Origin of the sequence: Bacteroides sp. OF03-11BH, from assembly GCF_003604005.1 — a bacterium.
Taxonomy (GTDB): Bacteria; Bacteroidota; Bacteroidia; order Bacteroidales; family Bacteroidaceae; genus Bacteroides; species Bacteroides ovatus.
In genome coordinates, this window is the sequence record NZ_QTMW01000006.1 from 92,846 (window position 1) to 119,228 (window position 26,383).

Genomic DNA, 26,383 nt, shown 5'->3' on the forward strand with positions numbered 1-26,383 from the left:
AATGAGATTGCTGTACCTTTGCATCCGGTTTAAAAGATTGTATGTTATGGAATTACCAAAAGATCCGATGATGTTGTTCAGCGTCATCAATATGAAGTTACGTGATTGTTATTCTTCACTTGACGAACTTTGTGAAGATATGAATGTGGATAAGGATGAATTAGTGAATCAGTTGAAAGCCGTGGGCTTTGAATATAGTGTGGAACACAATAAGTTCTGGTAATCATTTTCTTGTTTACAACTTATAGATAAACTACTAAAAGTGCCTTCATCGCCTTTACAAAGGATATGGAGGCACTTTTTATATCTTATGCGCAGCTTCTCTCTTACTCTTTCTTGTTAATAAAAGCAAAATGCGGATTCCCGTATTTAACTTCCCCGCTCTTCTTCGTTCTAACTAATAAAGCTCAGAAAAAGAATTGATGATAAACGAGAATAAAATTCGTGAAGCTTGTGCCTCGAATCGCGAACGGGGATTCAAGATGTTGATGGACTCTTTTCAGGTACCGATATATAATTATATCCGTAGACTGGTCGTATCTCATGAAGATGCGGAGGATGTGCTTCAGGAAGTCTTTATCCGGGTGTTCCGGCATATCGATCAGTTTCGCGAAGAAAGTTCACTGTCAACCTGGATTTACCGGATTGCCACGAATGAGAGTTTACGTTTGCTGAACGGTCGTAAAGATGAGGGAGTTGTTTCTGCAGAAGATGTTCAGGAAGAGTTGATGGGCAAGTTGAAGGCTTCCGATTATATTGATTATGAAAATGAGCTGGCAGTGAAGTTTCAGGAGGCCATTCTAAGTTTGCCTGAAAAGCAACGGCTTGTATTCAACTTACGTTATTACGATGAACTTGAATATGAAGAGATTGCCCGTGTACTGGATAGCAAAGTGGATACACTAAAAGTGAATTACCACTATGCGAAAGAGAAGATTAAGGAATATATATTAAACAGATAGAATGATGAAAAAGGATTTTGATTTTGACGATATTGGTAAACGGACACCTTACCGTACCCCCGATGGATTCTTCGAGGATGTGCAACGAAAGGTGATGGAACGCACCGGAGTGAAGCAACAGCGGAAATCTCACATGAAGCTGATTATTTCTACGGTGATTACCATGGCGGCAGTATTGATCGGATTTTTGTTTGTTCCATCTTTGAGACAGGCAGATGAGGTGAAAACGTCTTCTTCGAAAGTATTAGCTAATGGTACAGAATCTGTAGATAAATGGATTAAAGAACTATCGGATGAGGAGTTGGAAGAGCTCGTCAGCTTCTCTGAAAATGATATATTTTTGAATTAAGTAACTCAATCAATTATTTTAAACGTGAAGATTATGAAGACTAAATTTATTTATGTAATTATGGCCGTCCTCCTGATGGGAAGCCAGATGACTTTGTCTGCACAGAATACGGATAACAAACAAAAAAAACAGCGTCCTACACCAGAACAAATGGTGCAGATGCAGACTAAACAAATAGTAAAAACATTGATGTTGGATGATGCAACGGCAGCTAAGTTTACTCCGGTATACGAGAAGTATCTGAAAGAATTGCGTGAATGTCGTATGATGACTCATAAGGCGAGAACAGAGAAAACTAAAGGACAAGGCACAGACGCTAAGAAAGAACGTCCGTCCATGACTGATGACGAGATTGCGACCATGTTACGGAACCAGTTTACTCAAAGCCGTAAAATGCTGGATGTTCGTGAAAAGTATTACAATGAATTCAGCAAGATACTTTCGCAGAAGCAGATTTTGAAGATTTATCAGCAGGAGAAGATGAATGCTAATAAGTTTAAGAAAGAGTTTGACCGAAGAAAAGGACAGAAACCGGGACAGGGACATCACCAGGGGCAAAGATCTCGCGCTCCACGTCCGGACCAGAAATAAATATTAGGTTTATTTTATTATAGTTTTATTTTACTAAATCAACACAATTTGAACATAGACAGCCATATTTATTCTTTTCAGTACCGTTTGATTACTTGTTATGTCTTGTTACTGATTAGTTTGACTGTTTTTGCTCAGTCCGGCAAAGAGCGTTTTTCCGGTCGTGTGATTGATACTGAAACCTATCAGCCGGTACCGTTTGCTACGGTCCGGCTTTTAGCTTTACCGGATAGTACATTGTTGGGCGGCGGCGCTACGGATGCTATCGGTAAATTTCAACTTTCCGTTTCCATTCCTAATCATGCAATTAAAGCGAAGTCTTTATTATTACAGGTGTCATATGTCGGATATAAGCAGGTTTTTCATCCCATTTCCATTTCCAGCAAAAGCTCTTCTTACGAATTGGGGGATATAAATCTGACTCAGGAAAGTTATGCTTTGGATGAAGCAGTGGTAGTAGGGCAGGCTCCAATGGCGGTGACAGAGGGGGATACAACGGTATTCAACGCTTCTGGCTATCGTACTCCCGAAGGCTCAATGCTTGAAGAATTGGTAAAACAGCTTCCGGGAGGTGAAATAGATGCAGACGGTAAGTTGCTAATACATGGCAAGGAAGTAAAAAAGATTTTGGTGGACGGTAAAGAGTTTTTCTCTGATGATCCGAAAGCTGCTCTTAAAAATCTTCCTGTGGAGATGGTGGAGAAGTTAAAAGCGTATGAACGTCAATCGGATTTGGCACGTCTTACGGGAATAGATGACGGAGAGGAAGAGATGATTCTGGACTTGTCTGTGAAAAAAAATATGAAACGGGGCTGGATGGAGAATTTTATGGGAGGATATGGAAGTAAAGACCGTTATGAATTAGCCAATACCTTGAACCGTTTTCGTGAAAACTCTCAATTAACCATTATCGGGAATCTGAATAATACCAATAACCAGGGATTCTCGGAATTACAGAATGAATCTTCCAGTTCAACAGGCAATATCCGTAGCCGGATGGGACTGACTACCTCCCGCTCATTGGGGCTTAATGCGACTTATGATTGGAAGCGCGTTAAATTACGTTCAAATATTCAATATGTCGGCACCGATCGTTTGGAAGATAGCCGTACCACAGTCGACAACTTTCTCCGGGAAGATAAATCAATCAATCTGGGCACGAGTCATAGCCGACAACAGAATCACGAACTGGTAGCCAATGCTTCTCTTGAATGGAAAATGGATTCTGTTACTACATTGATTTTCCGTCCTCAATATCGTTTCTCAGCCAATGACAGAGAGAATAGTGGCTTTCAGGAAGGGTGGGGGAATGATGTCTTGTTGAATGAAAGAGAGTCCTCCGGCACCAATCATAATTCCCGGTATAATCTGACGATGATGTTGCAACTTAGCCGGAAATTGAGTCGTTTGGGGAGAAATGTTGCTTTGAAGGTAGACTATGGTACTAATGCTTCAGCTACAGACCGAAAGAGCCTTTCCACCACCCGGTACTTCAAAAATAATACGAAGAAGATTCAGAATCAGAAAATAGAGGATGATGTTGACGGCTATAATTACCGGGTGCAACTGGTGTATGTAGAACCATTGCCGTGGCGGCATTTCCTGCAACTTCGTTACAGCTATCAGTATAGAGTGAACAATTCGGATCGTTTTGTCTATGACTGGGATAAGGAACTGGAAGAGTTTGCTCCTGACTTTGATGAAGACTCTAGTAACCGTTTTGAAAATCAATACAGTAATCACTTAGTGAACCTTGCCATACGTACTTCACAAAAGAAGTATAATTATAATATTGGTGTTGATTTTGAACCTCAAAAGTCTGTTAGCCATTCATTGTTGAGTGATGCTCCCGAAGATCAGTTGGAAAGATCGGTCATGAATTTTTCGCCTACTGTCAATTTCCGCTATAAGTTTTCAAAACGCACCCGTTTGCAAATTGTGTATAGGGGAAAAGGGAAACAGCCTAATATACGTGATCTCCAACCTGTGACCGACCGTACCAACCCTTTGAATATCCGTGTCGGAAACCCTTCGTTGAAGCCTTCATATATGAATACTTTTACGCTGAATTTCAATTCTTATAATACCAAATATCAGCGAAATATGGTAGCTACCGCTTTATTCGAGAATACCATTAACAATATAACTAATCAGGTGACTTATGATAGTGAAACCGGTGTACGAACTACATCTCCGGTCAATATGAATGGTAATTGGCGGGGCATGGGTTCTTTTTCTCTCAATACCCCTTTTAAGAATCGTAACTGGATATTTCGTACTTACTCCTATCTGCAATACCGGAATCAGAATGGCTATACAACCTTGAACAAAGAAGAACCGGTGAAAACTTCTGTACAGCATTTAACGGGACGTGAACGTCTACGGATTACTTATCGTACCCGCCAAATGGAACTTACAGGGCTTGTTGGCCTGACTTATAACAATTCTTATAATGACGTACGGGAGAAACGTACTGAAACTTTTGATTATCAGGCAGGAACTGAATTGCAGCTTTATCTTCCCTGGGGGATGGAGTTATATAATGACCTGACTTATTTCCTTCGTACCGGATATGGTTATGAGGGTTATGCCAAAGCAAATTTCATGTGGAACTGTCAGCTGTCAAAAGCCTTTTTGAAGAGGAAACAGTTACTAATCCGCTTCAAAATATATGATATTCTTCATCAGGACATTTCTATGATTCGCACGATAACCGCTACTGCCATTCGTGACACTGATTATAATGCACTGGGTTCTTACTTTATGGTGCATGCTATCTTTCGTTTGAATATGATGGGAAAATAATTAGAAATTAAATCTTCATTAGTTTGAAAACCACAGCAGGGTTTTGATTGTTGTATGTCCTACGTATAAAAACAATGTAAGGCTGGCTGAATGTTTCGACTGATAAAAATGATAAAAGATAAAGGTCGTTGGCGCATTTTTAAACTGAAGTTGATTGATGCCCGACTGTATTTTGTCAGTATCTTCGTAGGATTACTGACAGGACTTGTGGCTGTGCCTTATCATTACCTATTACAGTTTTTCTTTAATCTCCGTCACGATTTCTTTGATTCTCGTCCCAAATGGTATTGGTACATACCTCTTTTTCTTTTGATGTGGGGAATACTTGTATTCGTATCCTGGTTGGTAAAGAAAATGCCGCTTATTACCGGTGGGGGTATTCCGCAAACACGTGGAGTTATCAATGGCAGGGTTGATTATAAACATCCTTTTCTGGAATTGGTGGCAAAGTTTGTAGGTGGAATACTTGCATTAAGTACTGGATTGTCTTTGGGGCGTGAAGGTCCCTCCGTGCAAATAGGTTCGTATGTTGGATATTTGGTATCCAAATGGGGGAGGGTGCTTAGTGGTGAACGGAAACAACTATTGTCTGCCGGCGCCGGTGCCGGGTTAGCTGCTGCTTTTGCTGCCCCATTGGCTTCATCATTGTTGGTGATCGAATCTATCGAGCGGTTCGATGCACCTAAAACAGCTATTACCACTCTTTTGGCAGGAGTAGTGGCAGGTGGAGTTGCCAGTTGGATTTTCCCGATCAATCCTTATTTTCATATTGATGCTATTGTACCGGAGATGACTTTCTGGGGGCAAGTGAAATTGTTTCTTTTGCTGGCAGCAGTGGTTTCTGTCTTTGGAAAGTTCTTTTCTGTCACCACTCTTCAGGTGAAACGTATTTACCCTGCTATTAAGCATCCGGAATACGTGAAGATGTTGTATTTGCTTTTTATCGCTTTTCTGATTTCTATGGCTGAGTTTAATCTGACCGGAGGAGGGGAACAGTTCTTGTTATCACAAGCTATGCATCCGGACACGCATATTCTCTGGATTGTCGGCATGATGTTGTTGCATTTTGTTTTTAGCACTTTTTCTTTTTCTTCGGGTTTACCGGGAGGAAGTTTTATCCCGACGCTGGTGACGGGAGGACTTCTTGGACAAATAGTGGGATTAATTATGGTTCAACAGGGGGTTATTGCTTATGAGAATATTAGTTATATCATGTTGATTTGTATGTCTGCATTCCTTGTTGCAGTAATCCGTACCCCTTTGACAGCTATTGTACTAATAACCGAGATTACGGGGCATTTGGAAGTCTTTTATCCTTCTATTGTTGTAGGAGGATTAACTTATTATTTTACGGAAATGCTTCAAATCAAACCGTTCAATGTTATTTTGTATGACGATATGATTCATTCGCCTGCATTTAAGGAAGAACCGCGTTACACATTGTCTGTAGAAATAATGAGCGGCTCTTATTTAGACGGGAAAATAGTAGATGAACTTCGTTTACCGGAGCGTTGTGTGATAATTAATGTTCATCGTGACCGGAAGAATTTGCCTTCTAAAGGGCAGACATTAATGCCCGGCGATCAGGTGCAAATAGAGATGGATTCGCAGGATATAGAGAAACTGTATGAACCTTTAGTCAGTATGGCGAATATTTATTAAGTGTCTGGCTCTTATCCTTTGATATATACAAAAATAGCTGAAAGAGAGATTCTTCCAGCTATTCTTGTTTCAGTATATTAAGTACTTATTTTTTCTTATACCAATCGGCGTTTGTACCATATTTAGCCCAGTCTATAAATTTAGGATAGATTTCGCTGATAGACTTCTTCTCGTTTTTATCGAAGTTCTTTAGTTCTGCAATATCATTAGCATTGGCATTTGACAAATAGAATGCAAAAGGATAAATATTCTCTTGATTCGATACATAGTAAATGCCTTCATTAGGTTTAGAACAGTCTTCATATTGTCCGAAGAGAGAAGTATCGACTTTAGAAGTTGGTTTCTTCATAGGACAATGAACTTCCAAGCGATTACCTTCTTTGCTAGGACGGTATATGAATGCATCGATTGATGTTTCCTGCTTTTTATTCGAGTTTTTATCTCCGTATTTGAATGTTACTTTATATTCGGCATTTGGGCTTGTTTTAACATTATCTGTCAATATGATTGCATTGCTTTCACGAGTAAATTTGTCAGCTCCCGAAGCTACAGTAAAGTCCTTTTCATTTTCTTTTCTAATAAAGTATTCAGTTGACTGTGCATTTCCCTCATTTGAAAGAATGAAACCTAATCCGTTAGTGAATACAGTCGATTTATTATATAAAGTTTTAAATGTAAATGACTCGCTTAAGATTTCATTGAATATATTGAATACTTTTTGATAAGTATACTGAACCAATACGTCATTCATATCGTAATCACCAGCTTTAGGCCATTCATCTTCAAATGCGTATACACCTGTCTTTTCAATAGTTGTATTTAAGTCTTCATCTACAGGAGGAACATTAGTGATTTCAGGATTGGCTTTTAATGAGAATACAACATCTGTAAAATTCTGATCATCCATGAAATCTTCAAAGGCGATAGCAATGTTACTGTTTTTATCTTTAAACATAGCTGTACGTACATCTATACCGCTATTAACTTTAGTACTAAATCCTTTTGTGGAACTAGCATAAAATCCTTTGGTTAGAGTATAACTGTTGAAACCTGTAAAATAGGTGTTCCATGCGTTGCAAGCGAGAATAAAACCAATGTAGTATCCTTTGGGGAAGTTCTTGCCTTTTGGATATTCCGGATCATCAAAATATTTTAGTTGTACAGCTGTACCTTCTTTTATACCTTGGGGAGAGGCTTGAAGGCTTCCATTATTCCAGGTCATTTGAGTATTGGGGAATACAGCATATACTTTTACGTCTTTCAGACTGGCAGGAGCTTGATCGTATCTGTAATAGTAGTAGCCTAATGAACTGTTCCAACAGGTCCATCCTCTTAATGCAGTTAGTACTACGGCTGTTTCATCTTCCTCTACATATAAGTCGGCTTGAGTACGATATTCCTCTGGACAACTTCCTAATGTATTCAACACCTTGCTTACAGTAGTACGTAATTCGTTCATTTCAGATTTACTTAAAGTGAGCTTAGGATCATTACCTTTATAAGCATAATCAATAACTCCACTGCGATCGTCGAATGAACCGAGATTAGTATTCCAACCTAGATTATTAAACCGATTTCTATCAAACCGGGTTGACTCTCTGTAGGATGCTCTGGTAGTAAGTTGTTCATCTGTGTCTGATACTTTCAAAACACCGTTAACTATTTTTCCAGGGATTGCCTGTCTGGCAAAAGGTGATGTAGAAACGATATACACATTAGATACATAAGCCGGCAATTCAACCGTTGCGGTGAATTTACCTTGTTCATCTGTCCATGCACCATCTAATGCCTGAACGTTTTCTTTTAGAATGGTGGTGTTTTCACCTTCAATCAATGGATTTCCATCATAAATGGAAAAAGGAACTCTTGATTCGGAATTGGAATAATCAATTTCTACTTGTACTTTTTGTATAGTAGAAAAATTAGAGGTGTTAATTTCTGCCCCTGGAGCTTCTTGGTATAAGTCTTTATCACTATCCACACAACTGCTTATACCCACTACAATTACCATTGTGCATGCTAACCAAAATCTTCTCATATCTAATAGTTTTTGTTTATGCGATACTTTAGTTCGTTTTGTTTTTAAAAGAAACCCGTAAGTTCTTTGAAGTTCAAAGGCTTACGGGTACAAAGATATATATAATATTCAACACAACCATAAAATAGTTGAATATTTTTTCAAAATATGTTCTATAACTTGTATTTTCTAATCTTTTATTCCATACTTCTTAACCATGCAATTTCTTCTTTCCATTTACTTTCATCCGGAGTTTCGAGTATTAACGGTATATTATCAAATCTGGAATCTTGCATTAATCTTTCAAAAAAAGCTTTGCCAATCAATCCTTTACCAATGCTGTCGTGGCGGTCAACATGGGTGCCTAATGCTTTTTTAGAATCATTCAAGTGCATACCACGGAGGTAGTTGAATCCGACTTCTTTATCAAATTCATCAAATACTTTATCATATTCATTGACAATATCGTAACCAGCGGTATAGGTATGGCAGGTATCGAGACAAACACCTACCCGGTTCTTATCGTTTACCCGATCAATGATATATTTCAATTGCCAGAATTCGCTTCCTAAATTACTGCCTTGCCCGGCTGTGTTTTCAATAACAGCTGTTACTCCTTTTGTTTTTTCTAAAGCGAGATTAATGCTTTCTGCAATAAGCGACAGGCAATCTTCTGTTGATATTTTATTGAGAGAGCTACCGGGGTGGAAATTTAAAAGCTTCAATCCAAGTTGCTCACAACGTTGCATTTCATCCAGAAAAGCGGCACGACTTTTTTGAAGTCCCTCTTCCTCCGGATGCCCCAGATTGATAAGGTAACTGTCATGTGGAAGGATATATTCCGGTTGGAAAACATATTTCTCACAATTCTCTTTGAAGAGACTGATACTTTCTTCTGTTAGAGGTTTACTTACCCATTGACGTTGATTCTTGGTGAATAATGCAAAAGCATTTGCTCCTATTTCGTGCGCATTAATGGGTGCGAACTCTACGCCACCAGAGGCGCTAACATGTGCTCCGATATATTTCATTGTTCTTTCTTAATTTATTTTACTCTGCAAATATAACGTTTTTAAAGGAGTATATGTTTGTAGAGAGAACTCTTCTTGGTTACAATTCATAGGATCATGTACTTTATACTCTGTTCTTTATCTTTTATTCTCTATAAAAAATATCCCGTTATTCAATTTTCTATAAATTGAATAACGGGATATTTTTTGGGGGGAGAGATTAAATCTCAAAATCCGGTAAATAGTCTGTCAGGACTTTATTAACCTGTTTCCCTTTTACCTGATCTGTTACCGTCGTTGCACCTTCCTTTTTACCGGCATCGTAGTTTAAGGAAACTTTCTCCACTTTATTACTAACGTGAATAGCGGCTTTTCCTTTTTCCGTAAGGTTGCAAGTGATAGTCCAGTCACCTACTTGAATGATATTGCCTTTGCGAACTACCTGCATATCCGGACGGTTGTCTCCATGTGTATCCATCACAGTCAGGAAACGGGCGGTTTTGCAAGGAACAGTTGTAGAAGAGAAATGCCAGTGATTAGGATATTTCACTGCTTTTCCTTGTGCATTCGTCACATTTTTCCAGTTGGTCGGAGCACAGAAGAAAGTATCTACCATTGCCTGTTCCGTTTTTGCCGAACTGAAAAGATGGGCAACAGAGATACCGCCAGCTTTATTCCTTCCGGTTACTTTCACCTCATCGGTCAGTTCCTGTATTTCCATCGGTAATTCTACAGTATGTAAAAGGTAACTCCATGTAACAGCCTCCTTTCCTTCCAGTTCATCATAAATCACGAAAACTCCGGTACTTCCCAGTTGGATGATATGACGGCGGAACATATTCAGTTTGTTCTCATCCCATCCTTTTTCAGGCGTATATTGCGTACCGGATAGTTCTCCACGTTTCAGCCATAGGGGAGAAGTCACTTTACCATAAGCATTGGAAGCATCTCCTACCATATAAGCGATTTTTTCTCCTTCATACCAACGCGGAATCCAGCCATATCCTTCCGTTCCAATCTTTTGAGTCATTCCATTTACCAAAATGCTGTTGTGTGCACGGGTGTTACGGTAAGAATACATACAATGATCGTCCGTAAAACCTGTACGATGTCCGCTGCTGTAAAAAATGGCTTTACCTCCATAGAATGTATTAAAAGCATTCTGATTGGCCAGTGCATGGGAAGTGGAACCATAAGAACTGGAGCGGAACGATAACATGGCATTCTTATCTATATCTCCCAAAGAGGTATTCATCGTACCGATTCCCGTTTCATTGAATACTTTTGCCATGGGTAGTTCGGCAAGAGTATGTCCTTCTTTGGGGAGAGCTTTTTTGGTTGTACAACGATACCAGGTCAAGTCTCCAGATTTTCCGAGGAAAGTTTTTTCCATGATATCCGGTTCCTTTTGCAGAATGGTACGTACATAAGCAGCCGCCCACGGATTATTACATTCACGTGCCAAGGCATCCGCATAACCTACTCGTGTACCGTTCGGCTTCATTTTGCTTTCATGTGAATTGCCTTGTCCGGCTGATTTTGAGAATGGAGGCTGCTGGTAGATGACGTAAAATGCATTGTTGTTATACCACGGATCAGCGAAGAAATCGAATCCGCTGATACGGGAGTAGAAAGCGGGAACTTCAATCAATGTGCGGAGATTGACCTGGAAATAAGAATCACCATTGTGCCATCCTCCATCCGCGTTGAGGCCCGGCAGACGGGATACCCATTCATTGTAGCAATAATCCACCCAGGTGGAAGCCATCGGGAGTTCGCCATACGTAGCAAATGCCGCCATATTCAAGATACGGAAAGTCATTTGCCAGACATGATTATCAGCAATGCGGTTTTCCAAGTGATTGACATATTCATGATAGAACTTCTTTCCATTGTCACGAATCGTTCTTAGGAGTAGTTTTCTCTCATTCGGAGTCAACAGATTGTACCATGCATCATACGCTGAAGTGCTCATGGACAGAATAGTAGAACGATTGAAATCTCCAGCAAAGTACTTACTTTTTTTCCAGGAAAGAATTTCGGAAAGACGCTTAATGCCTTCTTTGTAGTATACCTCATCTTTCGTTAACAGGTAAGCGCGTACCATGGCTTCGATATTTGCTTCTTCACGGTCTACAATCTTACGACTTTCCCGAATCAGGGCAGAACGATATTGAACAATATTTGTCAACTTGACAACCTGGGTTGTATCAATTTCTTCTTCCAGATGTTTCAGCGGGTGGTTCAGGCATTTATCGGCTTTTCGGATATAAGCCTGTGCCTCCGGATTGTTTTTATTCCGTTCGATGATATTATCCCAATCTTCGGCATCAAGCAAGATGCGGGGATGAGTCTTAGGCAATTTGGTTAATACTTCCTGTAGAGAAGGAGGGTTGAATGTACGTATGTGTTCGTCTATATAAAAATGATAAACAGGTGACCATTCTTCTTTTCCTTCTTTGTTAACGTAGGCATGTTGCCAATACCATTTCCCTTTTTCAAAGAGTTTGAATGGGTTGAAAAATGCCCATTTTCTTTCGGCGGTAATCACTTCCGATTTAAATTCGGGGTCGCGTGCAATACGGATGCGGTAGGTTACTTCGGGTTTGTAGTCCTCTTCTTCAACTCCGTCCAATACAGCACCGAGGTGCGGGAACTTATCCGGCCACATAAAACGTGGGGGATTGACAGTAATATGCTGTCCGTCCAGAGGCGAAGGCGTTTCGCGGACTTCATGCATCAAGGTCTGTTGAGTCAGACGCATGATTCCTTTTTGTGCATATCCATTGGCGAATAGCAGAAGGGTGAACAAGAGAAAAATAGATATTCGTTGTTTCATCATATAACTTTGCTTTTATTATTCATCGCTTTGTTATTCAGCGTTGTTTGAACAAATCTTTCAGACGAACAGTCTTGTTATTAATCAGTGGACATGCCCAGAAACCGATAAAGGTGATATATCCTACAAAAACAAGGATAAAGAGCATACCCGTACGGAGTGATGTTGCATCTGCCAGTGTACTTACAATCATCGGACCACCGGCACCACCTACAATTGCCGAGCATAGTATACCTGCGAATGAACCGTGGTGCTGTGACGCAGAGTTCAGTGCCAATGAGAATACGATGGAATACATCATGGAGATGCTGAATCCAACAGCAGGGAAAGCAAGCATGGATACTTCCTTACTTCCGAATAATGCTGATAATAATAGGATGATCGTCAGAATTCCGGAAATTTGCAACAATTGTTTACTGTCAATTAACTTGAGCAGAATCATACCTACCAGACAACCGGCTGTCATCAATCCCCAGAAATAGCTTACGGCCTGTGCACCGTCTGTTTGTGGGTTAACTCCATGATATTGTTCCAAGAAGGTACTCATGAAGATTGAAGTTCCCTGTTCCGTACTTACATAGCAGAAAATTCCCAGGAAAAACAGCCATACATATTTCTGTTTGAATAAAGCCAGATATGAATCTTTAGACCCGCTTTTCTCGTCTTCTTTCAACTCGATCTTGGGAAAACGGGATACACCGACAGCTATCAGCATGACCAATAGCAGGATTGTAAATACCCAATAAAGAGATACCCACGGCATTTCCCGTGGAGTGACATCGGCCAACAGGTCGATAAAGAAACCTTTACCTGCTGTATATGTTGCCGGATCAAGTTCACGAATTAGATAAGTATATACCAGAGGACTTAGGAAAGAAGCAATGCCAAACATGAACTGTGCCAGTTCGGCGATAAATGCATAGTTTTCTTCTCCTCCTACGGTACGTTGGAGTGGATTCAATACCGTTTGTAACATGGCCATTCCCAGTCCGATGATGAAAGAAGAAGCCAATAACATCGGATACGTGTGCATGCAGGCAAATAGGATGGTGCCGATAAACGGCATCAGAAATCCACCGAATAATATCGGCTTTTCACCGAAACGGTCGATGAGCAATCCGGCAGGGATAGACATGATGGCATAGGCCAGGAAGAAAGAAGTCGGGATAAATCCCGCCATTGCCAGGTCACTTAGATTGAAGTTGTGGATAATATCCGGAATGAGTGGGCCTAGAATATTGGTGATAAACGAGATGGTAAACCAGAACGCCATAATCAGCGCCAGCATCCCTAAATTTTTTCTCATAATCTTAAATAGTTGATAGTTGATAAATGATAACTGATAGATGGAAGTTGATAATTAATTGATGATTGAGTATTTGTATGTTGGGATAACTTTCATTTACTAACTATCATTTATCAGCTATCAACTATCATTTATTTTTGTTTTCATTTGAAAAAGAGTGAAGCGGCTCCAATACTTCCGGCCTTGTTTCCAAGAGCGGCAGCTATGATTTGAGTATTCACGGCACAGTCGGGGATGGCGTAACTGCGGGCTTTTTCGCTTACTTTCTGAATATAAAAGTCTCCGGCTTCGGAAAGTCCTCCACCGATCACAATCTTTTGAGGGCTGAAGATATTAATGAATCCTGCAATTCCATGTCCCAGAAAATCACAGTGTTCTTCCAGCGATAGTTGTGCAATCTTATCTCCTTGTTTGTAAAGGCGGACGATCAGTTCTCCATTAATCTCCTCATTCGGGTAGGAGATACCTGCGTCTATTATCCGTTGACTGAAACGGTGTACCAAGGCGGAAGTGGAAGCATAATGTTCCAGACAGCCGACGGAACCACAGGCACAAGGTTCGCCATTGGCAATGAGAGGCACGTGCCCCAGTTCTGTCCCCCGGTTGGCATAACCGTTGAACAATTTGCCATCGATGACTACTGCACCGCCAATGCCTGTTCCTACTGTTAGGAAAACAACATGAGTGGCTCCCTGTCCGGCTCCATACATTGTTTCTCCTAATCCCATCAGATTGGCATCATTTCCTAATAAAGCCGGGAGTCCGGTTTCCTTTTCAATGCGGTCCGCCAGATGTATGTTTTCCCAACCGTTGATGTTTTCCGCACCTCCCAGAACTATGCGGTTTGTAGAATCTACGATGCCCGGTGTACCGATTCCTATACCATTGATTTTGTAGCCTTGTTCCTGTGCAAAGGCTTTCACTTCATTGATAGCAGTAACCAACTGTCCGATGACAGCTTCTGCTGATACATCGGCTTTCGACGGTAACTTCCCTTGAAAGTAAAATACGCCTTCATTATCAATTAGGGCGTATTTTACAGAAGTTCCGCCAAGGTCAATTCCTATAGCGTATTCTTTTTCCATATCACCAAGTAATACTTAATACATAATACTTAATACTTAAAAAAATCACACTCTTTCTGCCCAAATCGGTGAACTCCAAGCCCATTGTCCGTCACGTTGGCGAACGCGTACATAGTAGTAGTCCGTATCACGTTGCGGGTCTTTATCTTCCATGTAGTGTTCCAGAGTGAAACAGCTTTCCGGCATAGCACGATTGAAAAGGATCGCCTCGCTCAACCAACCGATCATGAAGTGTGAACGTGAACCTTCGAGCAGCTCGCCCAACGTATGTTCAAACTTCTTGCCATTGAATTCGGCAATGATCTTACCGTCTTTGGGCATTTCCACATCCAGAATGACGGCTTGCATGGCTGCTGTAGTCGTATTCGGATTTTTGCTGCTATACATATCTAGTTCGGTTTCCTTGTTGCCAACGGATACGATACGGTTGACATGCGTGTGGAATTCAGTTTCACCTTCTTGCGGAGAAGTGAACGCTGCGCCACGGAAACAAGGAGTTACACTATGGATCTGTCCTTTGTCCACGGACAGTTTACCCTGCCAATGTACGTATTTCTCTTCACGATTCCAACCAAAATCAACTTTAACTTTGCAACGTACCGTATCACCTTCCGGGGCAATCGGAGTCAACGGGCCATTCATGCGAGCTAAAATCTGTCCGTTCTTGACAATATCTACATAGTCGATACAGCTTTCACCTGTAACGTTCAGATAGATACGGCGGCTGTTACCGCGAACCACGTCACCCATGAAAGCGTCGTTGAGGCGGAAGTCGATAATAATTTTATCACCGGTTGCGGCACATACATGGCGGGTGCGGAGAGCTTCCCAAATAGCGTCGCGAGTCAATGACGGAGCCATGACACCGATACGACCGTCGCCATAGCTTCCCGGATAACCGGAATGTTGATCGGTAGAAGCCATGATACCGAATTTGTTGCCTAATTCAAGACCATATTGAATGGTTCCTTCCCATTGGCGCGGACCCATATCGTGTAGATAAGGATAATCTCCCTGATCGCTTTCTGCCAGACCATGACGGGAATACATTTCTACGAATGGGGTAATATCTCCTTCGGTAAAGCATTTCCAGTTGTAACCGCGATAGCCGCCCTGGTAACCCATGTGATGTGGAGTAATAAATACTTTGTGTCCTTTTGCCTTCTGTTTCCAGTCTTCGATAGAAGTACATTCCACAAGCGGTGCGTCGAGATCATAATTCAATGCAACATGGTCACCATGTTCCATGCTGTGGGCCTCGTATCCGACAAAAGTAAGGAATTCACCTTCTTTATTATATTCATTCGTCATTTTTACGTACTTCTCATAACCGCCTTCACGCAAACGTTTGAAAGCTCCTGTGTGATAATCAATCACCCATTTCAGGCGGGGATCATCTGCTCCGGGAATATCCGGCCACATAGCATGAGGAGTGACACTGACAAAATCCAATTGTCCTTTCGCTGCTTCAAAAGCGTCGCGCATGTCGCCGTGTCCGTATGTGATGTTGCAATGGTTATGTAAGTCGCCCCAGTACATTTTGAGGTTACTGGCTGACGGCATAATCTTTTTTGCTTCTTTGCTTCCAGCTGCGCAAGAACCCAGCAAACTGCCTGAAGCTGCCAATCCGAGGAAAGACCAGCCTGTGTTTTTTAAAAACTTTCTTCTATCCATGGTTTTATCTAATTTATTCGGTAAACTAATAATGAAGCATATTAATTCTTATTTATATGTCCTCCTCTTAGCGGTTTTGCATTTGTCGGCGATCACCTTTAAAGAGGACTTTTTCCTTTTCATCCGGGTCAGTATCTTTGTACTGTTTTTGAGTGTCCTGAAGTAGCTCCATCAGCTCTTTTTGTACTTTAGCATACTCCGGTTTGCCGAAGACGTTGTTCATTTCTCTCGGATCAGCTTTCATGTCATACATTTCCCATTCGTCAATATCGTTGTAGAAATGAATTAGTTTGAAATCTTGTGTACGGATGCCATAGTGACGTTTTACAGAGTGTTCTGCAGGGTATTCGTAATAATGGTAATAAGCAGCTTTACGCCAGTCGGCCGGGGTTTTGCCTTCGTTGACCAATATCGGTTTCAAAGAAGCTCCTTGAATATCTGACGGAATATCTACTCCGGCAAAGTCGAGGAAGGTAGGAGCAAAGTCTACATTCATGCTGATTGCATTACTGGTACTTCCTGCTTTGATTGCTTTCGGGTAACGGATGATAAGAGGCATGCGCTGACATTCTTCATACATGAAGCGTTTGTCAAACCAGCCATGTTCGCCAAGAAAGAAACCCTGGTCGGAGGTGTAGACAATGATTGTATTGTCTAGTTCACCAATCTTTTCGAGATAATTCAGTAGTCGGCCGATATTTTCGTCTACTGCCAGAACCGTAGCCAGATAATCGCGCATATATTGTTGATATTTCCAGCTGATTAAAGATTTGCCTTTCAAGTCACCTTTGCGATATTCGGCAATGCGCCCGGCGTATACAGAATCCCATTTATCCTGAACTTCAATTGGCATACGTTTATATACACTATAAAGACGGTTGGTTGTATCTTTCAGCATTTCTTCACGAGTCATCAATTTGAGATCCCAGTCGTTTGTCAACGTGTGCTCGATAGACATATCCTGCTCGCGAGCAGCTCTTCCACGACCTTCGTAGTCGTCGAACAGATTAGCCGGTTCCGGAAAAGTTGTATTGTTGAATATGCCCAAATGGCGGGGAGCGGGCATCCAGTTACGGTGTGGGGCTTTCTGGTGATACATCATGCAGAACGGTTTGTTCTTGTCACGTCCTTCAAGGAATTTAATTGCTTTGTCGGTAATAATATCCGTAGCATATCCTTTTTCTACGATATGTTTTCCGTCTTCCCAGAAATCAGGATCGTAATAGTCACCTTGCTCATGTTGGCCGCTAAGGATACTCCAATGGTCGAAACCTTGCGGTTCGCTGATGAGATGCCATTTGCCAATCATGGCAGTCTGGTATCCGGCTTGCTGAAGAAGTTTGGGGAATGTCTGCTGATCGCCGTTGAATGTACTTGCATTATCGGTAAAACCATTTTCGTGACTGAACTTGCCGGTGAGGATGCAAGCGCGCGAAGGTCCCGAAAGAGCATTGACAGCGTAACAATTATCAAAGCGAATACCTTCATTGGCAATCCGGTCCATATTAGGAGTTTGAATCAAATTTCCTCCATAACAGGACATCGCTTGAGTGGTGTGATCATCCGTCATCATGAAGATAATGTTCGGCTGTCTGACTTCTTCTTTCTTTTGGCTGCTGCAAGAAACGAGACTTAGTGCTGCCAATGGGAGGAGTAGGGTAGAGGAGGTGTAATAGTTTTCCATAATGATAAGAAGCCTCTCCCAAGAAAAGGGGCAGGGAGAGGCTTTGAGGCTTTTTATAGTTTGTATTTTAATGACTGTTTCTTTCCGTTTACTTTCACTTCTACTTCCAGACCGTTTTCATCGAACGCTTTGTTCTTGAATTTAGCGTCAAATTTAGGGGCATCTGCGCTTTTCTTAACCGGGTAGATAACAGTGATGTAACGTACAGCTTCTTCGCCGTCTTTTCTCACGTTGAACGATACATTCATACGTTTGTAGCGTTTGCGATAAGCTGTTGAACACCATCCTGGTTCTTTCTTCATACTCATGCCAGCAGGGCCAAAGCATTGCAGTTTCATATTGCTTCCATCCTCAAACTGTGTCAGGAACGTCATGTCTTCGCGGCTGTTGGCAATTTCTCCTTTCGGCATCTGATAGTGAAGATTGATAGAACCTTTACCGCTACCTGCCATTTCATCTACAATGACAAAGTAAGTGTTATTAACGAAGAAAACAGAACGACGGTGTTTCAGATTCTTGTAACTCGGATTTTCAGTCACTAAAGTCTGGATAGCACCTTCCGGTTGCCATAACTTAGTAACAGATTCTGTTGTCTCGAGATTTTTGTTGTCCAAGGTTACTGTGTTGTGAACACAAGTCTGACGGTGCCAGTTGCGTTGTTCCATTACTTCGCCTTCACCGGCGTATACATACGAACCTGAATCCGGGAACAAATTCTTGCCGTTGAACCAAAGTTCAAATGTACCATTATCCGGCTGACAGTGCCAAAAAGCTTTCGGACCTGCCTTTACTACCATTTGGGTAGCATCCATTCCCCATGAATTACGGAATACAAAGAAGCCTGATTTCAGGAAACCTTTAGACATATAATCCGGCAATGCACCTTCTTTTCCTTCTGTAGCAAAGTATTTGATTGCCTGGTTCTTCGGGAACAGTTTGCTCCATGACTTGTAGTTTTTCACCATTTCTTTCTTTGTTGTCAACTTGGCGTCGCTGAAACATGGATTGGTGTAATCAGGGAAAGAAATGTTTGCATAGAACATAATCATGTTTTCAATGGTATCCAAATAATCTTGAGGGAATTCCTTACGGAATCCGTTGGCATCTGCGATACCTAAAGCTTTACAGAAAATGTTAATAGCTGCCAGATGATAATGTGGATCAAGTTCGAACTGTCCGCCATCTTCGTATACCTGTACGTGAATTTCACGGTTCAGAATGTCGATACCACTTTTTCTCCAAGCCGGAGCATCTTTGAATTCAGGGAAAAAGGCACCTGCATAAATCATGCGTTGAGCTTCAAACAGTAAATGGTTGCCTTGATCCGAGTAATTAGCAAGGATATGTACAGCATGTTTGTAATAGTTCACCAGGAATTCTGTCAGGAAGTCTGGAGTGAAAGAAGGGGAGGGGAGGAATAACTGGAACTGTGAAGTCTGGTCTTGCAGACGATTACTCACTTCCAGAGGACGCCATGCAAAACGTACGTTTTCTACTTCACCTTTGATTTTTCCATCACTTACCAGCTCATATTCTTTCTTGTCCATCTTCACCAACGGATTCTTTTTAATCCAATCGATATACTGGTGTGCCCATTCTTTAGCATATTTTTCATCACCGGATATGCGGTAAGCTTTTCCCATCGGAGTGAACCATTTGTGACGATGCAACTGCCAGCGCAGCTCATTATCTTTCACCGGCCAGTATTGCCAGTTGATATCTTCTCCATAATTGTAAGAAGGTTGATAACCTTTATGTACGAAGAATGTATGTTTCAATCCATCATCTGCCCATTGCTGTTCTTCTTTGCTGATGGTCACTTTGTTCAGATTAATATCCGGAGTTTTTACGTTGGTACGTGCACGGTAATAGTCCAGTAATGCTTTGGCAGCATCCTCATCTTTACCCTCCTGATGCAAAGCTTTTACTTTCTCCAGTCCCGGATAATCCAGGTTAAGGAGAGAAAAGACTTCACTTTTCAGTTCTTGGGCGTAACCCTTGCTTACGAAACATGCGATTGCAAGCAAAATGATGTACTTTAAAGTTTTATTCATGATATAATAGGTGTTATAATTTTATGTATTAGATATCTTTGTAGTTGATACCTTTCAGATTCATGAATCTCTTCAATGCTTCCAGATAATAGTAGTCAGCATAGTTCAGTGGAGTGTCGATTTCAGAACCATTGGGTAGTGAACCTACGGAGTGCATCAAAATGAATCCTTGATTGTCACCCACTTTTGCGAGATACGCATCACTTGACAAACTCTTCAGAATCTTTTCCGCATAATCCAGATATTTCTGTCCATCGGGAACCATTGTGCTTAGTTCGATCATTGCAGAAGCAGTGACAGAAGCAGCAGATACATCACGTGGAGTTTCTTTGGTTACAGGAGCATCATAATCCCAATAAGGAATAGCGTCGTCTGTTTTTACGCGATCCATAATCATATCGGCTATGTCCTTTGCAAAGTTCAGGAAGATACTATCATTTGTTTCGCGGAAACAAGCGGTGTATCCGTATACAGCCCATGCCTGTCCGCGTGCCCATGAAGAATCATCGTTCTTGCCTTGGTGGGTTTGTTTTCGTTCTACTGTACCATCGCTATTATAGCTTACTACATGCCAGCAAGTATAATCCGGGCGGAAGTGATTATGCATGGTTGTCATGGCATGCTTGATAGCGATGTCTTTATATCTATTGTCACCTGTCGCCTTTGCTACATTGAACAGAAGATCAAGGTTCATCATATTGTCGATAATAACCGGGAAGTTCCATGTTCCGAAATCCCATGAACGGATAGCGCCGATAGAGTCGCTGAAACGACCGCAGAGGTTATCGGCAGTTTCTCTCATCACAGCGGCAATGGTGTCGTTGGGTGAAAGACGCTCTGCATTGCCATAGCTGCAGTTGACCATGAATCCCAAATCATGCGTACCTTTATAATAGCGTACCGGATTCAGTAGATTTGTATATTGGATGGCTTGAGTTTTCAGTGTATCGTTTCCTGTCAATTCGTATGCATACCACAGTGAACCGGGGAAGAAACCGCTCGTCCAGTCATAAACGTTGCAGAGGCGACGTTTGCCTAATTGCTCGGCAGTAGGTTGTGCACGTAGTGAATCTTTAAATGTTAATGAATCTCTTTCCAACTGACGGCAAAGGAAATCCATGTCATAGCCGGTACGGATGGAGCGTGGCAACATCCCTGTACCACTAACCTCTTCAGCAGAAAGTTGTAATTGGGCAGAAGCTACATCCAGTCCTTTTTTTATCCAACTGTAGTCTTCCTTTGGGGGTATCTGGCACGACGCAAGTGCAATACTAACCGAAGCAAAGAGAACAAGTTTCTTTTTCATGTTATTCATTTTAAGTAATTGTTTTTAGAAGTTTTGTAACTGATGCAAAAGTAACCGAAAGACTAAACTTTCCGTTGCAGGATTGTCCAAAAGGTGTTTGAACCTTGCTTTTCAAGTTTTGATTTTGTTGAAAATGGTTTTAAATTTCTCCAATATGCCCTATCTAAGGCATATTGGAGAGAAATTATGTTTCTATTTTAAATCAATTATTTACCCCAGCCCGGATTTTGATTGAACTTTTTCATCAGGTCTAAATCTCGTTGTGGAATAGGGAGTAATTCATGTTTACCTTTCTTCGTAAAGGTGTAGGCTATAAAATTACCTTCTGGATACCAACCCACAATATCTTTGTACGTATTAACAATTGATTCATAATAAATTCCCCAACGCACTAAGTCTTGACGACGTTGACCTTCAAAAGCTAGTTCATAAGCACGCTCATTTTGAACGGCCTTTTTGAAGTCTTCATATGACATTGTTTTTAGATCAATTGCAGAATTGCCTGTTAGATAAGGTTTCCCATATCCGCGACGACGTACCATATTAATTGCAGCTAATGCATCACTGGTTGGTCCATTATGACACTCGTTTAAGGCTTCAGCATAAAGTAGGAGGACGTCTGCATAACGAAGAATATACCAATTTATGTTTGACTTATCTTTGTTTAATAGTGAGTTGTGTTGCTCAACATATTTTTCGGTATCCCATTTTGCCGGAGTGTAAATTTGTTTGTTTTTCTGTCCTGCACTTGGATCTTCTAATTCACTTTCTTTGACGTATAATATTTTATTTGGAGCATATTTGTAGTTGGCAATTGATAGATCACGACGCAAATCATTGGGCTCTTTTTCTTTCCATCTTAGATAAAAAGGGTGTATAACTTTTACGTTTGCTGAATTACTAGCACGTTTACCTTCAATTTCAGATACGGCTACTCCATTCCATTTGCCGATACGACCACATGGATCTTCACTTGCGCTACCTGTAACAGTTGGAGCAAAGAAACTAACTTCAATTAAGCTTTCCGCAGGATCCCAAACACCATTACAAGTGTTTTTCCATAACTGTTCATAGCTATCTAACAAACGGTGTTTACCAGAATTGATGAGTAAAGAAGCGGTTTGAGCAGCCAGTTCCCATTTACTTGTATCCTTTAAGGGGGCACCCGCCCATGTTGCATACACTCTGGTCAGTAATCCTAATACAGCTCCTTTAGATAAACGGAATTTATTATCTCCCCGAAGTTCATCTTCAGTTGCATAGGGAAGTACGTCAATAGCATATTTCAAATCATTTTCAATATACTTATATACATCTGTGGGATCTGCTTGCACAAAGGTTTCTGGATTCTTATAAGATTCAGACGTACTTGTAATGAGTGCTATGTGTCCATACCACCGTACTAGTTCAAAATAATATAATGCTCTCAATCCCCGTGCTTCTGCTAAATAGAGTTTTGCTAATGCTTGGTCTTCAGTGTTATAAGTTATCATTTTTGCTTCTAATCTTTCTATAAAATCATTGGCGTCATAAATAGCGTTATATAGTGCAGCCCAAGTGTTTTGTACATATGAATTACTCGTAGTAAATGCGTTTGCCGGATAATCCCGGAAACTATTAGTTGTATTACCTTCGCATTGGGCCAAATCATTGGTTATGTCAAAGTATATAGATAGGTTTAAGGCATACATGTTGTCGGAAACCATATCTCTGTATACACCTAATAATACATTTTTAGCTTCTGTCGCGTTATTCATGTAGTTGTTTTTTCTGATTTCAGAACGTGGATCTTCGTCCAATAGGTCAGAACATGAAGTGAAAGGCAGAATGCACAAAGCTAATGTCGAAATATAATATACTAGTTTTTTCATTGTCTTTCTTTATTTAAAATTGAATATCAAGTCCGAATGTAAATACTTTGCTCTTAGGATAAGCTCCCCAATCCAGTCCTGGTGTCATCGGATTGCTGGCAGCTGAACTGACTTCAGGGTCGTATCCACTGTATCCGGTAATACAAAATAGGTTTTGCGCACTAGCATATACACGAAGTTTGGATATATATGCTTTCTTAGTCCATTTATGAGGTATAGTATAACCCAAGGTTAGGTTTTTCAATCGTAGAAATGAGCCATCTTCTACAAAACGGGAATATACATCTCCTTTTACATAGCCTTTTAAAGAAGGTACTTTGTTGGATGCATTCGTTTCTGTCCAACGGTCTGCAACTTCTGCTAGCATATTGTATCGTTCGTCTTGTGAGCAAGTGGCGAATAAACGAGTGGCATTATACACATCATTTCCATAGTTGAATTGCAGCATGAAACTAAGATCTACTCCATAGAAATTGAATGTGTTAGTGATACCACCGAACCATTTTGGCATAGCGTTTCCGATTACAGTACGGTCTCTGGTATCAATAATGCCGTCTCCATTCTGGTCTTTGTATTTTACAACACCAGGTGCTACTCCTTGTGTATAACGTGTATTATTAGTAATCCCGGGTTTTAGTACTTTTTGCCCTCCCGGAGTTGTATAAAAATCGTTGGCTTGATAAATTCCATCAAATTCATAACCGTAAATAAGACCTAATGATTCTCCTACAATAGCCCGATAGTCTGATTGAGTGAAGTTTGTTTTATCAAAATTAGAATATGCTTCAGCATAATTGGCTCCTGAAGATAAAGCTTTCAGTTCATTGCGGATAAATGAAATATTGAAATCTGTAGTCCATAGAAAATTTCGTTTCTGAATATTTGTACTGTTGACACTTACTTCAATACCCCTGTTTTGTATTTTACCAATATTCTGCATTTGTGATGAGAAGCCAGTTACGTATGCTAAGTTTTGGGCCAATAACAAATCTTTGGTGTTTTTGATGAAAAAGTCTGCTGTTATGTTCAAACGGTTAGCGAAGAAGCCTAAATCTATTCCGAGATTGGTAGTCGTTGAACCTTCCCATTTCAAATTATTATTTTTCAGATGTTTGGGGTTCAACACGGTTGCGGTGCTGTTGCCTATACCATATTTACTTAAAGAATATAAATCGAGAGATAGGAAGTTAGCAATCCGGTCGTTACCTACAGTACCCCATCCCAGGCGTAGTTTCATATTTGAAAGGAACGGTAAATTCTCTTTGATAAATTTCTCTTCGGAGATACGCCAAGCAGCAGAAAATGAAGGAAAGAATCCCCATTTGTTTTTGTATGAGAACACTGTAGAGCCGTCAGCACGTACAGTCGCCGTTAATAGGTATCTGTTGTCATAGCTATAATTACCACGGGCAAAGAAAGATAGCATGGTTTTATCAGTGAAAGAAGTCGCAACTTTACTAGGGGTGGCACCTAATCCAAGATTATCATTTTCCATTTCATCAGTTGGAAAGTCTTTTGCCTGTCCCAGTAGATATTCTGTGCTTTTGTACGAAATCTCTTCACCTAACATTACATCATAACGATGTTTTTTAATTTTCTGTTCCCAAGTTAATTGATTATAGTTTGTCCAACGTTTGTCACGTCCCATTTGAGTTTCTCCATAAGGCATTCGGCCATTTGTAATCGACTGGCGTGATTTCTCTTGATAGAATATATCTGTACGGCTGTTGTTAGTATTATATGTTCCGGCTGTTTTAAATGTCAATCCCTTTATAATCTTATAAGTTAATGACATATTTGCAGTCCACATTTCATTTCTTTTGTTATTTGTCACAGATTCAGCTTGAACGATAGGATTCATTTGTGCCAGACTTTCTCCGCTTTCCATCATGATAGGGTCTATGGCACTTGCCAATAGTTCTTCATTGGTCATTCTTAATCCACCGGTAGGACGAGCTCTTAATACTTGTGCCAACATATTGAAGCGTCCGCTATCACCGGAAGTTCCTGCTCCCATTTTATTCGTGTTAGCATAATTAATAGTAGCATCTAAGGTGATTTTCTTTGTGATTTTCTGGTTGACACGGAATTTACCTGTAGTTTTAGTGAATCCACTATTTTTAAATATACCGTTTTCTTTATAATGTGAGAATGAAGCTGAATATTTCGTGTCTTCATTACCACCCGTTATCGAAACATTGTGATCTTGTGACCAAGTTGGAGTGAAGGTCTCATCTTGCCAATCTATCGGACTAACTCCGATATAGTCATCTAGTGTCTGGTATCTGTATGGAACGCCATTTTCATCTTCTCCTTGTTTGTAGTAATTAGGAATATATTGCGCTTTTTGTTCACTTTGTAATTTTACAAATTCATATGGATTCAATACATCTAATGTTTGTGCGATTTTACGGTAGCTTGCCGAACCATTATAACTAATAGAGGGCTTGCCGGATTTTCCGGATTTTGTTGTGACTAATACAACGCCATTTGCTGCACGGGCACCATAGATAGCGGAGGAAGAAGCATCTTTTAATATTTGAATAGATTCAATGTCAGAATTGGATAAATAATCAATGTTGTCTACTTGAAACCCATCAACAATGTATAGTGGAGAAGCATCACCATTTAACGTTCCTACACCGCGAATTTTAATGTCGAATCCAGCACCGGGAGTACCATCTGTTTGGGTAATTTGTACACCGGCTACCTGACCTCCTAATGCTTCCATAACGGAGCTACTTTTGAAACCTTCAATATCTTTAGAAGCGACAGAAGCTACTGAACCAGTCAAGTCATTTTTCTTCATGGAACCATATCCCACTACTACGACTTCTTCCAGCATGGCATTATCGGGAAGTAATTTTATAGAAAGGACTTTTCCCGATTGAGCTTTTACTTCTTGTGTTTGATAGCCAATATAGCTAATAACCAACGTTGCGTTTTTGCCGGCTTTAACTGTAAACTTACCATCTAAGTCAGTCGTTGCCCCGGTTTGAGCACCTTTCACTCTGACTGTTGCTCCAATAAGAGGTAAATCAGTTTCGTCTACTACAACTCCTTTGATGTCTTGCGCTGAAACGCAAATTGTAATGAGGAGAGCTAAGAGGGTGAACCACCCTCTTTTGCTGATTGTTTTATTTAATATATTATACATAGTATATTTAC

The 26,383-nt window shown here is 40.6% G+C and carries 17 protein-coding genes; 6 read left to right on the forward strand and 11 right to left on the reverse strand.

The genetic code is table 11. The features are described from left to right. Positions 1-46: 46 nt before the first annotated feature. The 6 genes from DXA54_RS06595 to DXA54_RS06620 all read left to right on the forward strand — a co-directional run bounded on the left by DXA54_RS06595 (position 47) and on the right by DXA54_RS06620 (position 6,369). Entirely contained in the window at positions 47-223 is a 177-nt protein-coding gene (locus DXA54_RS06595) for a DUF4250 domain-containing protein (protein ID WP_004302174.1), read from the forward strand. Between the two features lie 199 nt (positions 224-422). Further along, a complete protein-coding gene (locus DXA54_RS06600) occupies positions 423-962 on the forward strand; it encodes an RNA polymerase sigma factor (protein WP_004302175.1) in 540 nt (179 codons plus the stop codon). Positions 963-966: 4 nt separating this feature from the next. After that, positions 967-1,311, forward strand: coding sequence for a hypothetical protein (locus tag DXA54_RS06605; protein ID WP_120079136.1), 345 nt, complete (start codon positions 967-969; stop codon positions 1,309-1,311). A gap of 33 nt (positions 1,312-1,344) precedes the next feature. Then, entirely contained in the window at positions 1,345-1,902 is a 558-nt protein-coding gene (locus DXA54_RS06610) for a hypothetical protein (RefSeq protein WP_004305707.1), read from the forward strand. A 48-nt stretch (positions 1,903-1,950) separates the two neighbouring features. Beyond that, positions 1,951-4,707 (forward strand): outer membrane beta-barrel protein, encoded by a 2,757-nt coding sequence (locus tag DXA54_RS06615; RefSeq protein WP_120079114.1) that lies wholly within the window; start codon positions 1,951-1,953, stop codon positions 4,705-4,707. Positions 4,708-4,797: 90 nt separating this feature from the next. Further along, positions 4,798-6,369: a ClC family H(+)/Cl(-) exchange transporter gene (locus tag DXA54_RS06620; RefSeq protein ID WP_120079115.1), complete on the forward strand. Its 1,572-nt coding sequence runs from the start codon at positions 4,798-4,800 to the stop codon at positions 6,367-6,369. Between the two features lie 85 nt (positions 6,370-6,454). Here DXA54_RS06620 and DXA54_RS06625 read toward each other — a convergent pair whose 3' ends face one another. From DXA54_RS06625 to DXA54_RS06675, 11 genes are all read right to left on the reverse strand, one after another. Then, a complete protein-coding gene (locus DXA54_RS06625) occupies positions 6,455-8,407 on the reverse strand; it encodes an LruC domain-containing protein (RefSeq protein ID WP_165863227.1) in 1,953 nt (650 codons plus the stop codon). 176 nt (positions 8,408-8,583) lie between these two features. Then, positions 8,584-9,417 carry a deoxyribonuclease IV gene (gene nfo, locus DXA54_RS06630; RefSeq protein ID WP_008651372.1) on the reverse strand — a complete coding sequence of 278 codons (834 nt, stop codon included), beginning with the start codon at positions 9,415-9,417 and terminating at the stop codon, positions 8,584-8,586. A 199-nt stretch (positions 9,418-9,616) separates the two neighbouring features. Further along, positions 9,617-12,238, reverse strand: a complete 2,622-nt coding sequence (locus DXA54_RS06635; protein WP_083792385.1) for a DUF4962 domain-containing protein — start codon at positions 12,236-12,238, stop codon at positions 9,617-9,619. A gap of 34 nt (positions 12,239-12,272) precedes the next feature. After that, the gene (locus DXA54_RS06640; RefSeq protein WP_032852921.1) at positions 12,273-13,541 is read right to left on the reverse strand and encodes a sugar MFS transporter; all 1,269 of its coding nucleotides are present in this window, start codon (positions 13,539-13,541) and stop codon (positions 12,273-12,275) included. Between the two features lie 143 nt (positions 13,542-13,684). Then, positions 13,685-14,626 (reverse strand): ROK family protein, encoded by a 942-nt coding sequence (locus DXA54_RS06645; RefSeq protein WP_004305716.1) that lies wholly within the window; start codon positions 14,624-14,626, stop codon positions 13,685-13,687. A 45-nt stretch (positions 14,627-14,671) separates the two neighbouring features. Continuing rightward, positions 14,672-16,300, reverse strand: a complete 1,629-nt coding sequence (locus tag DXA54_RS06650) for a Tat pathway signal sequence (protein WP_004312479.1) — start codon at positions 16,298-16,300, stop codon at positions 14,672-14,674. A 67-nt stretch (positions 16,301-16,367) separates the two neighbouring features. Beyond that, a complete protein-coding gene (locus DXA54_RS06655) occupies positions 16,368-17,984 on the reverse strand; it encodes a sulfatase (RefSeq protein ID WP_008651375.1) in 1,617 nt (538 codons plus the stop codon). Between the two features lie 53 nt (positions 17,985-18,037). Continuing rightward, positions 18,038-20,038, reverse strand: a complete 2,001-nt coding sequence (gene hepC, locus DXA54_RS06660; protein WP_008651377.1) for a heparin-sulfate lyase HepC — start codon at positions 20,036-20,038, stop codon at positions 18,038-18,040. A 28-nt stretch (positions 20,039-20,066) separates the two neighbouring features. Continuing rightward, positions 20,067-21,353, reverse strand: coding sequence for a DUF4995 domain-containing protein (locus DXA54_RS06665; protein WP_008651379.1), 1,287 nt, complete (start codon positions 21,351-21,353; stop codon positions 20,067-20,069). A gap of 197 nt (positions 21,354-21,550) precedes the next feature. Further along, complete coding sequence (locus DXA54_RS06670) at positions 21,551-23,215, reverse strand: RagB/SusD family nutrient uptake outer membrane protein (protein ID WP_120079117.1); 1,665 nt, start codon at positions 23,213-23,215, stop codon at positions 21,551-21,553. 13 nt (positions 23,216-23,228) lie between these two features. Continuing rightward, a complete protein-coding gene (locus tag DXA54_RS06675; RefSeq protein ID WP_008651384.1) occupies positions 23,229-26,372 on the reverse strand; it encodes a SusC/RagA family TonB-linked outer membrane protein in 3,144 nt (1,047 codons plus the stop codon). Between the last annotated feature and the right edge of the window lie 11 nt (positions 26,373-26,383).